The organism is Phaeobacter sp. HS011, from assembly GCF_018101215.1.
GTDB classification, from domain to species: Bacteria; Pseudomonadota; Alphaproteobacteria; order Rhodobacterales; family Rhodobacteraceae; genus Phaeobacter; species Phaeobacter inhibens.
In genome coordinates, this window is record NZ_JAGEUF010000005.1 from 173,117 (window position 1) to 186,353 (window position 13,237).

General features: G+C 60.5%; 14 protein-coding genes. 7 read left to right on the top strand and 7 right to left on the bottom strand.

Annotated elements, in window-relative coordinates; genetic code table 11:
• Window positions 1-212 precede the first annotated feature (212 nt).
• Both J4721_RS11375 and J4721_RS11380 read right to left on the bottom strand, forming a co-directional pair.
• The gene (locus tag J4721_RS11375) at window positions 213-1,802 is read right to left on the bottom strand and encodes a GMC family oxidoreductase (RefSeq protein WP_211002715.1); all 1,590 of its coding nucleotides are present in this window, start codon (window positions 1,800-1,802) and stop codon (window positions 213-215) included.
• Window positions 1,803-1,905: 103 nt separating this feature from the next.
• Complete coding sequence (locus tag J4721_RS11380; protein WP_014875917.1) at window positions 1,906-2,364, bottom strand: Lrp/AsnC family transcriptional regulator; 459 nt, start codon at window positions 2,362-2,364, stop codon at window positions 1,906-1,908.
• 137 nt (window positions 2,365-2,501) lie between these two features.
• On the opposite strand from J4721_RS11380, the gene ald reads away from it, so the two are divergent.
• From ald to J4721_RS11400, 4 genes are all read left to right on the top strand, one after another.
• Entirely contained in the window at window positions 2,502-3,617 is a 1,116-nt protein-coding gene (gene ald, locus J4721_RS11385; RefSeq protein ID WP_014881174.1) for an alanine dehydrogenase, read from the top strand.
• Between the two features lie 131 nt (window positions 3,618-3,748).
• Window positions 3,749-4,336: a TetR/AcrR family transcriptional regulator gene (locus J4721_RS11390; RefSeq protein WP_231739837.1), complete on the top strand. Its 588-nt coding sequence runs from the start codon at window positions 3,749-3,751 to the stop codon at window positions 4,334-4,336.
• A gap of 94 nt (window positions 4,337-4,430) precedes the next feature.
• A complete protein-coding gene (locus tag J4721_RS11395) occupies window positions 4,431-5,462 on the top strand; it encodes an NADP-dependent oxidoreductase (protein ID WP_102855466.1) in 1,032 nt (343 codons plus the stop codon).
• A gap of 30 nt (window positions 5,463-5,492) precedes the next feature.
• Window positions 5,493-6,167, top strand: coding sequence for a type 1 glutamine amidotransferase domain-containing protein (locus J4721_RS11400; protein ID WP_102914458.1), 675 nt, complete (start codon window positions 5,493-5,495; stop codon window positions 6,165-6,167).
• Window positions 6,168-6,256: 89 nt separating this feature from the next.
• Here the strand turns inward: J4721_RS11400 and J4721_RS11405 are convergent, their stop codons facing one another.
• From J4721_RS11405 to dgcN, 3 genes are all read right to left on the bottom strand, one after another.
• Window positions 6,257-7,117, bottom strand: a complete 861-nt coding sequence (locus tag J4721_RS11405) for a D-amino-acid transaminase (protein WP_014881177.1) — start codon at window positions 7,115-7,117, stop codon at window positions 6,257-6,259.
• A gap of 10 nt (window positions 7,118-7,127) precedes the next feature.
• Entirely contained in the window at window positions 7,128-8,093 is a 966-nt protein-coding gene (gene dgcA / locus J4721_RS11410) for an N-acetyl-D-Glu racemase DgcA (RefSeq protein WP_211002716.1), read from the bottom strand.
• Between the two features lie 159 nt (window positions 8,094-8,252).
• Entirely contained in the window at window positions 8,253-9,254 is a 1,002-nt protein-coding gene (gene dgcN, locus J4721_RS11415) for an N-acetyltransferase DgcN (protein ID WP_211002717.1), read from the bottom strand.
• A gap of 315 nt (window positions 9,255-9,569) precedes the next feature.
• Between dgcN and J4721_RS11420 the strand changes: the two genes are divergently transcribed.
• Window positions 9,570-10,532, top strand: a complete 963-nt coding sequence (locus tag J4721_RS11420) for a CoA ester lyase (RefSeq protein ID WP_211002718.1) — start codon at window positions 9,570-9,572, stop codon at window positions 10,530-10,532.
• Window positions 10,533-10,613: 81 nt separating this feature from the next.
• Complete coding sequence (locus J4721_RS11425; RefSeq protein WP_102855468.1) at window positions 10,614-11,219, top strand: hypothetical protein; 606 nt, start codon at window positions 10,614-10,616, stop codon at window positions 11,217-11,219.
• 51 nt (window positions 11,220-11,270) lie between these two features.
• On the opposite strand, the gene J4721_RS11430 is transcribed toward J4721_RS11425, so the two are convergent.
• Window positions 11,271-11,723 carry an Lrp/AsnC family transcriptional regulator gene (locus J4721_RS11430; RefSeq protein WP_014875927.1) on the bottom strand — a complete coding sequence of 151 codons (453 nt, stop codon included), beginning with the start codon at window positions 11,721-11,723 and terminating at the stop codon, window positions 11,271-11,273.
• 73 nt (window positions 11,724-11,796) lie between these two features.
• On the opposite strand from J4721_RS11430, the gene J4721_RS11435 reads away from it, so the two are divergent.
• Complete coding sequence (locus J4721_RS11435) at window positions 11,797-12,393, top strand: LysE family translocator (protein ID WP_173677682.1); 597 nt, start codon at window positions 11,797-11,799, stop codon at window positions 12,391-12,393.
• A 3-nt stretch (window positions 12,394-12,396) separates the two neighbouring features.
• Here the strand turns inward: J4721_RS11435 and J4721_RS11440 are convergent, their stop codons facing one another.
• Entirely contained in the window at window positions 12,397-13,233 is an 837-nt protein-coding gene (locus J4721_RS11440) for a GyrI-like domain-containing protein (protein WP_076617444.1), read from the bottom strand.
• Between the last annotated feature and the right edge of the window lie 4 nt (window positions 13,234-13,237).

A 13,237-nucleotide genomic window follows, 5' to 3' on the forward strand; every position in this document is an offset into this window, starting at 1 on the left:
GCTCCTTGGTCGGTCAGTGGTCAGTCACGCGGCAGTAGCAGGCGGATGTGATCGTTTCGTGTCACATTCAGGCAAGCGATGAATGCTGTTGTCAGCTCCTCCGTCCCCTGAAAAGGGGCCAGCGCATCCCGCAAGCCACGCGCCAGCCGGATCGGAACAGGGAATCGAATATTGACAGCGGACGCAAGGGGGCATGGTGCCCGAACGACCAATTACCCGCGATGATCGCTCAAAATCATGTTAGCTGCCTTTTCCGCAATCATGATCGTGGGCGCATTGGTATTGCCACTGGGAATCACCGGCATCACGCTGGCATCAACCACCCGCAAGCCGCCAACCCCGCGCAACCGCAGCGCGCCATCCACCGGGGCCGCCTCCTCCGCCCCCATTCGCAGGGTACAGGTCGGATGAAAGATGGTTGTCCCGATCGCGCCTGCCGCCTGCATCAGATCCGCCTCCTCATCGGACCCGCCGCCCGGCTTCATCTCTACCGGCGCGTAGCGCTGCATGGCCTCTTGCCCCATAATAGCCCGCGCCTGCCGGATCGCCGCAACCGCCACCTGACGGTCGCCTTCGGTCGATAGGTAATTCGGAGCGATACGTGGCGCCTTCATGGGATCAGCGCTGGTGATCGCCACCTCGCCCCGGCTCTCAGGTCGCAAGTTACACACGCTTGCCGTCAGCCCCGGAAAATCATGCAGCGGCTGACCAAAAGCCTCCAGTGTCAGGGGCTGGACATGGTATTCAAGATCCGGCGTCGCCAGATCCGGGCGTGAACGAGAAAACGCCCCGAGCTGACTGGGGGCCATCGACATCGGACCGGAACGGCGCATGGCATATTCAGCCGCAATCTTTGCCTTGCCGATCAAAGAATTCGCCAGTGTATTGAGCGTCTTTGCCCCTTTCAACCGCCAGGCGCAGCGCAGCTGCAGATGGTCCTGCAGGTTTTGACCGACCTCAGGCATGTCACGCTGCACCGCAATCCCGTGGTCGCGCAACAGCGCTGCCGGGCCCAGACCAGACAGTTGCAGGATCTGCGGGCTGTTGATGGCCCCCGCCGACAGCAGCACCTCACCCTCCGTCCGCGCTGTTTTCACCGCGCCGCCCTGACTGTATTCCACCCCCACAGCACGGCCGTTCTCAATCAGGATCCGCCGGGTGTGGGCGCCGGTCTCTACCTTCAGGTTTTCACCAGTCGCCGTGCGCAAAAACGCCTTCGCGGTGTTCATCCGCCAGCCGCTCCGCTGGTTCACCCGGAAATAGCCAACGCCCTCATTGTTGCCGGTATTGAAATCCGTAACTTTCGGCAGGCCCCATTCGGCGGCGGCCTGCATCCAGTCATCCAGTACATCCCAGTGCAGACGTTGATTCTCCACCCGCCACTCGCCGCCGACCCCGTGCATGTCAGAGGGGCCGTCGACGTAATCCTCGGACTTCTTGAAATAGGGCAGCACATCATCCCAGCCCCAACCGGTCAGCCCACGCTGGCGCCAGCCATCATAATCCGCCGCCTGCCCGCGCAAATAGAGCATTCCGTTAATGGACGAACAGCCGCCCAGAACCTTGCCCCGCGGATAGATCAGCGCGCGCCCATTCAGACCGGCTTCGGCCTCTGTCCGATACATCCAATCGGTGCGCGGGTTGTTGATGCAATAAAGATATCCCATCGGGATGTGCACCCAATGGTAGTTGTCTTTGCCACCCGCCTCCAGCAGCAGCACCCGCTGACCTGCCGCACTCAACCGGTTAGCCAGCACGCAGCCCGCGCTGCCTGCTCCGACAATGATATAATCCCAGTCCATACGCCCCCGCCCGCGACAATCCTGCCGTCTTGTTCTGCCGGGGCAGTCTTTCCCAGATCCCCTCGCCTGACAAGCCACGCGAAGACCCGCGCGGGTACGTGTATCAGACCGGCAGCGCCGTGGTTTTGAACACCGTGCGTAGCGCAAAGGAACTTTGCATCTGGGCCACACCAGGCAGTCGCGTCAGGTGCTGGCGATGGATGCGGGCAAAATCATCGGTGTTTTCAGCCACCACCTTCAGAATGTAGTCCGCAGTACCTGCCATCAGATGACACTCCAGAACATCCGGGATACGCGCCACTGCCTTTTCAAAGGCATCCAGCAACTCATCCGCCTGGCTTTGCAGCGTGATCTCCACAAAGACGGTTGCCGGCAGGTTCATCTTGCGCGCATCCAAGAGAGCGACGTAATTACGGATATATCCATCAGCCTCCAGCCGCTGCACGCGCCGGTGACAGGCCGATGCAGACAGATTCACCTGCTCGCTGAGCTCTGCATTAGAAATCCGACCCTGCTTCTGCAATACCTGCAAGATGCGACGATCCGTGTGATCAAGTGACATATCGTGAAAGATCCTTCGATGAAGGTCGAACTTATTCGAAGAACCTTCGATATGCACCTTTTTATTTCGCCTAAAAAAGCAGCAAATCTCACCCTTTCTGCGGCACAATAGCGCAAGCATGTAGGAGGAGTGATTACATGAAAATCGGATGCCCCACAGAGATCAAGCCGCAGGAATTCCGCGTCGGCATGACGCCGGACGCCGCTCGTGAAGCCGTAAACCATGGTCATACCGTCCTGATTCAGGCCGGTGCCGGGATGGGCGCAGGCTTCACCGACGAAGACTATACCACCGCAGGTGCCGCAATCATCGACACCGCAGAAGAAATCTTTGCCACCGCCGACATGATCGTCAAGGTGAAGGAACCCCAGGCGGTTGAGCGAAAGATGCTGCGCGAAGGCCAGCTGCTGTTCACCTACCTGCACCTGGCCCCCGATCCGGACCAGACCCGCGACCTGTTGGACTCCGGTTGCACCGCGATTGCTTATGAAACCGTGACCGACGACCGTGGCGGTCTGCCTCTGCTGGCCCCGATGTCCGAAGTTGCCGGCCGTCTGGCACCGCAAGTTGGCGCCTATACCCTGCAAAAGGCCAATGGCGGTCGTGGCGTCCTGATGGGCGGCGTCCCCGGCGTGGCCCCGGCCAAAGTCGTGGTGATCGGCGGCGGTGTCGTTGGCACCCACGCAGCCAAGATCGCCGCTGGCATGGGCGCGGATGTCACCATTCTCGACCGTTCCTTGGCCCGCCTGAAATATCTCGACGATGTCTTTGGTCGTGACTTCAAGAACCAGTACTCCACCGCAGGGGCCACCGCTGAGCTGGTGCGTGATGCAGACATGGTGATCGGTGCGGTTCTGATCCCCGGTGCCGCAGCCCCGAAACTGGTGTCTCGCGCACAACTCAGCGAGATGAAGCCCGGCGCAGTCCTCGTAGACGTCGCCATTGACCAGGGCGGCTGCTTTGAAACGTCGAAGGCCACCACCCACGCCGACCCGATCTATGAGGTCGACGGCATCATGCACTACTGCGTGGCCAACATGCCGGGCGCCGTTGCCCGTACCTCGACTCAGGCCTTGGGCAACGCGACTCTGCCATTCCTGCTGAATCTGGCCAACAAAGGCTGGAAGCAAGCCTGCGCTGACGATCCGCATCTGCTGAACGGCCTGAACGTCCATGCTGGTAAGCTGACCTATTTCGCGGTCGGCAAAGCCCTCGGCATCGACGTCGTCTCCCCGCAACTGATGATCAAGTAACGCCTCCCGAATACTTGGCATCAGCCAGCGCAAGGCCTCGCAGACGCGGGGCCTTGTCTCGTTTTTGGGGGACCGGAAAAAAGTTGCGACCTCCACTAGACAATCGGTCTAATGAGCTTATGTCTACCCACATGAGTGACACCCGACTGCATATTCTAGATACTGGACGCACCCTGACAGCGCAGCGTGGCTATACCTCCGTCGGCCTGACGGAGCTGTTGGCGACGGCACAGGTGCCCAAGGGGTCTTTCTACCACTACTTCTCCTCCAAAGAGGACTACGGCTGCGCCCTGCTGCGCCATTACGTGGAGCAGTACCGGATTGAGCTGGCGCCAACGCTGAACAACCCGTCGCTGACAGGGCGCGATCAGGTGCTGTCCTATGTCACCGCCTGGCAAGACCGGCAGAGCTCAGACATGGCCGGTCAAAAATGCCTCATCGTCAAACTGGCCGCTGAAATCGCGGATCTCTCCCCGGCGATGCGTGGCATCCTGCAACAGGCCGTCGAAGGCATTACTGCCCGGCTCGCCGACTGCCTGCGTAAAGGCCAGCAGGACGGCTCTCTCAGCCCGGACGTCGACCCCGTCCAGACTGCAACATCCCTCTATCAGATCTGGCTTGGGGCCAGCCTGATGGCCCATCTGTCGCAAGACAGCACCCCGTTTGACACCGCCATGGTCCAGACCCGGACCATGCTTCCCCCGCCCCGGCAAACCTAGCCCGTCAGAGCCGTTCTGGCGCAAATGGTTGCCGTCAAAAAAATTTGCCGATCACTAGACGATCGGTCTAATCCCTTCAGAAAAGGATCTAAACATGACACAGACATCCACCACCAACCGCCAGTTCGTCCTCGCCGAACGCCCCAAGGGCGAGCCGACAGACAGCACCCTGCGCCTGGAAACCACCGAAGTGCCCACCCCGGGCGAAGGCCAGATGCTGCTGCGCAACGAGTATCTGTCGCTGGACCCATATATGCGTGGCCGGATGAGCAGCGCGCCCTCTTATGCCGCCCCTGTCGAAATCGACGAAGTCATGGTTGGCGGCACCGTGGCCGAGGTCGTCACCTCCAACGTCAAGGGATATGAAAAAGGCGACTGGGTCGTCGCATTCGGCGGCTGGCAGGACTACACGCTGTCGGACGGCACCGGCGTGATCAACATGGGCAAGAACCCGCAGAACCCCTCCTGGGCGCTTGGCGTTCTGGGCATGCCGGGCCTCACCGCCTGGGCGGGTCTCACTCAGATCGGCCAGCCCAAAGAAGGCGAAACACTGGTTGTCGCAGGCGCCAGCGGCCCGGTTGGCGCAACTGTCGGCCAGATCGGCAAGATCCTCGGCCTGCGCGTCGTGGGCATCGCCGGTGGGGCTGAGAAATGCCAGCACGTCATCGACACATTGGGTTTTGACGCCTGCATTGACTACAAGGCAGACGGCTTTGCTGACGACCTCGCCAAGGCGGTTCCGGATGGCATCGATATCTACTTTGAAAACGTCGGCGGTGCCGTCTTTGACGCGGTGATGCCACGCCTCAACCCCTCTGCCCGCATCCCGCTCTGCGGCCTGATTTCCCAATATAACGCCACCGCCCTGCCCGAAGGCCCCGACCGGATGAACTATCTGATGGGCCAGCTGCTGCGCAAACGCATCACCATGCGCGGCTTCATCGTCTTTGACGATTTCGGTCATCTCTACCCGGAATTTGCCAAGCAGATGACCGGCTGGGTGCAGGACGGCAAAGTGAAATACCGCGAAGAAATGATCGAAGGCCTGGAACAAGCGCCTGCAGCATTCGTTGGTCTCTTGAGAGGCGAAGCGTTTGGCAAGCGCGTCATCCACCTCGCCGACTGATCTGAACTCCAAAAACAAAGGAGACCCGAGATGAAAATCCTGATGGTTCTCACCTCCCACGACAAACTGGGCGACACGGGCGAAAAAACCGGCTTCTGGCTGGAGGAATTCGCCGCGCCTTATTATGTGCTGAAAGACGCAGGCGCCGACATCACACTGGCCTCCCCCAAAGGGGGCCAACCCCCGCTCGATCCCAAGAGCGATGACGAAAGCGCCCAGACCGATGCCACCCGCCGGTTCAAGGAAGATACCGCCGCGCAGGATGCCTTGGCCAATACCAAACCGCTGGCAGAAGTCAAAGATGATGGCTTTGATGCGGTATTCTACCCCGGTGGTCACGGTCCTCTCTGGGATCTGGCCGAAGACGCCGACAGCCGTCGCCTGATCGAGGCCTTCGCGCACAGCGACCGTCCCGTCGGCGCGGTCTGCCACGCCCCGGCCGTGTTCCGCCACACCAAGGATGCGGATGGCGCGCCGCTGGTGCAAGGGAAGCGTGTCACCGGCTTCTCCAACAGCGAAGAAGACGGCGTCGGCCTCACCGATGTCGTGCCCTTCCTGGTGGAGGACATGCTGGCTCAGAATGGCGCCACCTACGAAAAAGGTGACGACTGGGCCTCCTTCGCCCTTACCGACGGCAAGCTGGTCACCGGCCAGAACCCCGCCTCCTCGGAAGAGGCCGCCAAACAGCTGCTTGCCCTGCTCTGAAGCCGTCGGCCTGAATTAGACGCCACCAAAAGGCAAAGGCCGCCCAGCACTCATGCGGGCGGCCTTTTCAGTAAGCGGTGAATGCGCGATCAGATCGCGGCGTTCATGCTTTCTTCCAGATAGATCTCGCGCAGGCGCTTGGCGATCGGGCCCGGTGTGCCATCGCCCAGCGCCACGCCGTCGATCTCAACCACCGGCATCACAAAGGCGGAGGCCGAGGTGGTAAACGCCTCATCCGCCTCTTTCGCTTCCTCAATGGTGAACAGGCGCTCTTCGATCTTCATCTGCGCCTCTTCTGCCATGCGCAGAACCGCCTTGCGGGTAATGCCGTGCAAGATGTCATTGGAGAGCGGACGGGTGACGATCACGCCATTCTTCACGAAGTAAGCGTTGTTGGAGGTGCCTTCGGTCACATGACCATCTTCGATCATCCAGGCGTCATCGGCCCCGGCCTTCTTGGCCATCATCTTGCCCATGGACGGATAGAGCAGCTGCACGGTCTTGATGTCGCGACGACCCCAGCGAATATCCTCGATCGAGATGATCTTGGCACCCTTCTTGGCCGCTGGGCTATCCGCCAGGCCGGGTTTGTTCTGCGTGAACAATACGATTGTGGGTTTGGTATCCGCCGAGGGGAAGACAAAATCACGATCCCCATCCGAGCCACGTGTGACCTGGAGATAAACTAGACCTTCCTCAATCTCGTTCAGCGCGACCAGCTTACGGTGGATCTCCAGCAGCTCTTCTTTCGAGCAGGGTTCCGCCATCTCCAGCTCATCCAGCGACCGTTTCAAACGCACGGCATGGCCTTCAAAATCAATCAGCTTTCCGCCCAGAACCGAGGTCACCTCATAGACGCCATCAGCCATCAGAAAGCCGCGGTCAAAGATCGAGATTTTGGCGTCCCCTTCGGGTAGGTAGTCGCCATTTACATATACGGTACGGGTCATATTTCTCTCCTTAGCCCCACAAGGCCGCTTTGGGCGGGTGCACGCCGTCTGCGTCAAAATCCAACGGTTCCTCGCGGTCTTCGGCCAACAGAAGCGGTCCGTCAAGGTCTGTGACCACCGCGCCCTGTGCCACAAGTGTCGCAGGCGCCATGGCCAGCGAAGATCCGACCATACAGCCCACCATCACCTCAAAGCCTTGCGCGAGCGCCGCATCGCGCAGTTTCAGCGCTTCGGTCAGACCGCCGGTCTTGTCCAGCTTGATATTGATGACATCGTATTTGCCCTCCAGCGCTGCGAGGCTCTCGCGATCATGACAGCTTTCATCTGCACAGACCGGCACTGGCCGCTCCATCCCCAGCAACGCAGCATCCTCACCCGCAGGGAGAGGCTGTTCTACAAGATCAACACCCAACCGCACCAGATGCGGGGCCAGATCGGCGTAGACCTCGGCGCTCCAGCCTTCGTTGGCATCAACAATAATGCGGGCCTCCGGGGCACCGGCGCGCACGGCTTCCAGACGGGCCATGTCATCAGCGGTGCCCAACTTGATCTTCAACAACGGGCGATGGGCATTCTTGGCGGCCTGCGCCTGCATGTTTTCAGGGCTGTCCAGCGACAGCGTATAGGCGGTGATTTCCGGCTTTGGTTCTGGCAGACCTGCCAGCTCCCAGACACGCTTGCCAGCCTGCTTCGCCTCCAGATCCCAGAGCGCACAATCGACCGCATTGCGCGCGGCACCCGCAGGCAGAAGCGATTGCAGCTCTGCGCGATTGAACGTCTCTGGCAGACCTTCGATCTCGGCCGTCACACTCTCCAGCGTCTCGCTATAGCGCGCGTAGGGCACGCATTCACCACAGCCGGTCACGCCGTCCTGTATGATACACACGGTCAGCACCTTGGCCTCGGTGCGTGATCCGCGGGAAATGGTAAAGACCTGCGCCAGCTTGAAAGTATCGGGTGTCACGCTGATCTGCATATGTCTCTCCATCACTGCGGTTGTGGTCTTTGTCAAAAGAGCCGGATAAGGCTCAGGGCGCGCGCGTGGTGCCGGGCGCCCCATTGTCATCTTTCCAAAAATACTCCCGCCGGAGGCTTCGAACCGTTCGGCTCACCCCCGGCGGCAGCAGGGGTTAGATCACACAGCGTTCAGCGCGTCCACCAGGCGGCCTGCTCCATGGCGATAGGGATCCACCGCAGGCAGCCCCATACGGGCCTCAACTTCAGCGAGATAGGATTTCGCTTCATCTTCGCTCAGATGCTGGGTGTTGACCGAGATACCGACCACTTTGCAGTCTGGATTGGACACCTGCGCCAGCGGCAGCGCCGTATCGCGCAGGTGTTCAAGGGTCGGCAGCTTGTAACCCGGCAGACCACGCATATGCTCACGGGTCGGCTCATGACACAGGATCAGCGCATCCGGCTGGCCACCATGCACCAGCGCCATGGTCACACCGGAATAGGACACGTGAAACAATGAGCCCTGCCCCTCGATCAGATCCCAGTGGTCGTCCTCATTATCCGGGGTCAGATACTCGATCGACCCTGCCATGAAATCCGCGATTACCGCGTCCAACGGCACCCCGTGGCCGGTGATCAGAATACCCGTCTGACCCGTCGCGCGGAAAGTCGACTTCATGCCGCGTTTCTGCATCTCGGCATCCATCGCCAAGGCTGTATACATTTTGCCCGCTGAACAATCGGTGCCAACAGCGAGGCAGCGTTTGCCGCTGCGCTTCACCCCATTGGCGATCGGATAGCCAACGGTCGGCACGCGCACATCATGCAGGGTGCCACCATGGGTCTGGGCTGCCGCGACCAGATCACCTTCGTCACGCAGCAGATTGTGCAGACCGGACGCCAGATCATAGCCCATCTCAAGGGCCGCAATCAGCACCTCTTTCCATGCCGGAGAGATCACACCGCCACGATTGGCCACACCGATCACCAGCGTTTTGGCACCCGCCGCCTTGGCCTCGGCCAGCGTCATGTCGGCCAGCCCCAGATCGGCACCACAGCCCGGCAGGCGGATCTGGCCCACGGCGTGGTCCGGGCGCCAATCGCGAATACCGATGGCCACCTTGGCGGCCAGCATATCGGGCGCATCGCCCAGGAACAGCAGATATGGGGTCTCGATCATGGCGGGGCCTCCTCAGTAAAAGTCGAGTTCCGCGCGAGTGTAAGAGAGGCCCCATGCGAGGGGATCCCGAATTCTGCGCAACATCTGAAAATTGACGCATGAATCTTCGAATTTTGCACGTAATGTCAGCAGATCCTCCCGGTCATGGATAATATACGCCCGTTCCTTGCTTGTGTTCTCACTCCGGTCGGTCCTCACAGTGACTGTTTCTGCGCGCGCAATGCTGCATCTGCACAAAAGACTTGCGGGGCATGTTGCAATTTAATACCAAAACGACAATCGATTACGACATATCATTACCCAGAGGTCGCCAACATGAGCTTTCGCATCCAACCTACCGCCCCGGCCCGCCCGAACCGCTGTCAACTGTTTGGCCCCGGCTCCAACACCAAGCTGTTTCCCAAAATGGCGGCCTCCGCAGCAGATGTGATCAACCTCGACCTCGAGGATTCGGTCGCGCCCTCGGACAAGGACGTGGCCCGCGCCAATGTGATCGAGGCCCTGAACACCGTCGACTGGGGCAACAAATACATCTCCGTGCGGATCAACGGGCTGGATACGCCCTATTGGTACCGCGATGTGGTCGATCTGCTGGAGCAGGCGGGCGACCGGTTGGACCAGATCATGATCCCCAAAGTGGGCTGCGCCGAAGATGTCTATGCCGTTGATGCCTTGGTCACGGCGATTGAACGCGCCAAGGGCCGAACCAAACCGATATCCTTCGAGGTGATCATCGAATCTGCCGCCGGCATCGCCCATGTCGAAGCCATTGCCGCCTCCAGCCCCCGCCTGCAGGCAATGAGCCTGGGTGCGGCGGATTTTGCCGCCTCGATGGGCATGCAGACCACCGGCATCGGCGGCACGCAGGAGGATTACTACATGCTGCGCGCGGGTGAAAAACACTGGTCCGATCCCTGGCACTGGGCGCAGGCCGCCATTGTCGCTGCCTGCCGCACACATGGCATTCTGCCGGTCGATGGTCCGTTTGGGGATTTCTCCGACGACGAAGGCTACATCGCCCAGGCCAAACGCTCCGCCACGCTGGGCATGGTGGGCAAATGGGCCATCCACCCCAAACAGATCGCGCTGGCCAATCAGGTTTTCACCCCCTCGGATGAGGCCGTAGGTGAGGCGCGCGAAATCCTCGCCGCTATGGAGCAAGCCAAGGCCAATGGCGAAGGGGCCACTGTCTACAAGGGACGTCTGGTCGATATCGCCTCCATCAAACAGGCCGAGGTGATCGTCGCCCAATCGGAGCTGATCGCCCAGAACGGCTAATGATTTGTAAAACCGGGGGTGCGACAGTGCCCCCGGAAAAACAATGATCCGTCAAGATGTAGACAAAGGTAGGCGAAACACATGGTCGATCTCACCCTGTTTCATACTGCCGAGGTCCATGTCGCCAGCTTCGATGCGCTGGCGGGCACAGCAAAGCTGCATCATATCGTCCGTCCCGACTGGCTGGAGCGGGCACAAGACGGCATCGATGACGCACTTCGCCAGGAAATTACCGCCGAAATCCAGCGCCTGACCGGCCCTGTCCTCTGCACCTGCACCACATTGGGCGAGTTGGCCGAAAGCGCCGGCGCCACCCGGCTCGACTGGCCGATGATGCAGGCTGCGGCGCAGATCGGCGGACCGGTGCTGATTGCTTATTGTCTGGAAAGCACACGCGCACCCTCAACCGCCCTGTTGGAGCGCGCCTTCAGCGACCTCGGCAAATCAGCGGAAATCCGCACCCTGCCTCTGACCGGCCTCTGGTCACATTTCACCGCAGGCGAAACCGATCTGTTCCACAAACAGATCGCCACTTGGGTCAGCACCAGCCTCGCCCTGGTGGCAGACACCTCCTGCGTGGTGCTGGCGCAGGCCTCCATGGCCGGCGCTGCCGCCTTGATTGAAACAGAGATTCCGGTGCTGGCCTCCCCCGCCGTCGCCATGCAGAACCTCACAGGCGCGGACTGACGTCAGCCCCGTCACCTTTCCCAAAATACTCAAAAAACGCCGCCCCGGCTTTCAGGCCCGCATATCCTTGGGCGATCCCATCACCACATAGGTGGTGATTGAGGTCACATAGGGAGAGGTCCCCAGAATGTCGGTATGAAACTGCTTGTAGCTGGGCAGATCCGCACATTCGACCCGCAACAGATATTCGATGGTTCCGGTGATATTGTGGCACTCCACGACCTCCGGCGCCCGCCGCATGGCCACCTCAAACGCCTCTTGCGCTTCTTTGGTATGCTCGCCCAGACCCACCCCAATGTAGGTGACGAAGCCAACGCCCATCGCCTGCCGGTTCAACACCGCACGATATCCGGTGATGATTCCGCTGCGCTCCAGCTCCTGCACCCGACGCAGACAGGCAGAAGGCGACAGCCCCACGCGATCCGCCAGCTCAAGATTGCTGATCCGCCCGTCGCGGTTCAACTCCTGCAATATCCTGTCGTTTATTTGATCCAGCTTCGCCATTTATTGCAAAACATGACGCCAATTCGTAGAGAACGCAATTTCATTCGCTCAAATGCCCTGCATTTTCATCGTCATGACTTACGAACTCTTCCTCGCCCTCGCCGCCTTTGTCTTTGGCACTGTCTTCACGCCCGGACCCAACAATCTGATGCTGATGGCCTCCGGTGCAAATTTCGGCTTTCGCCGCTCACTCCCGCATCTCACAGGTGTTGCGGTCGGTTTTCCGTTGATGATTCTGCCGGTCGGCCTCGGGGTGATGCAGCTCTTTGATGCTTTCCCAGCGCTCACCTGGATTATGACGGCGCTTTCGGTGGCCTATATGCTCTGGCTTGCATGGAAAGTCGCCAATGCGGCGCCTCCCCGTGAAGGCGAGGCACAGGGCACACCGCTGAGTTTCCTGCAGGCCTGCGCGTTCCAATGGGTCAACCCCAAGGCCTGGGCAATGGCCCTTGGCGCGATCACCCTTTATGCAGCCAGCCGCGATGTGACTGCTATTCTCTGGGTATCCGGCACCTATCTGCTGGTGGGCTGTTTCTCGGCCTCGACCTGGACATTGCTGGGCCAGCAGCTGCGACGGCTGCTGACCCGCCCCGCACAGTTGCGGGCTTTCAACTGGACCATGGCCGCCCTGCTTCTCGCGTCGCTGGCCGCGATCCTGCTGCAGCGCTGAGCGTCACTTCAGCGGCAGGCAGATCTCCGTCAACAACTCCTCCGGTGCGACCTGATGTGGATCATTGAGATAGATCTCATAGCAGGGCGCATCGGCGGGTTCCTCGCCCGACTGTGGCAACCACGCACCGAACAGATCACCATAGGCGGCATGGATGCCGGAATACGGCCCCTTATAGGTCATCACCGCAGTCTTGCCCCCAGGCAGAGCCACCTCTTCCATATCCTCAGGCAGAGCGACCCCCTCGGCCGTGCTTGCCCCGGCATAGCTGCGCAGCTCCGCATCGGGGACTGTATCGGGACTGTCGAGATAGACACCGATCATCTGGCGCATCTGCGGCCAGAGATTGCGTGCCGTGCACAGCGCTGAGAACGCCTCAAAGCTACGACCGATCTCACTATAGGCCCCCTTATGGGCCAATGCGGCCAGGGTGCGGGCGGGTTCAGTGCGAATAATGGTGGGGTACATGGGATCTCCTTGGGACATCAGGTTGGGATTGGGCGGCAGAAGACGGCCCTTCCTGCGAAAGGCCGCGGGCGACGCCCCATAAGCCTCGGCAAAGACACGCGCAAAAGATCGGGTATTGGGATACCCCGCCGCGCGACCGATGCTCTCGATCGGGGCTGCGCCCTGTACCAGCGCTGTTGCGGCCAGATGCAACCGGATCCGGCGCACCGCTTGCGCGCAGGTCTCACCGGTCAGGGCGCGAAACACCCGATGCCAGTGAAACCGCGACATCGCCGCAACATCCGCCAGCGCATCCAGCGACAGATCCCCCTCCGGGTTGTCGTAGATATATCCCAGCACCCGCAGAATGCGGTTCTCATAAGAGCTGCTCATGGAA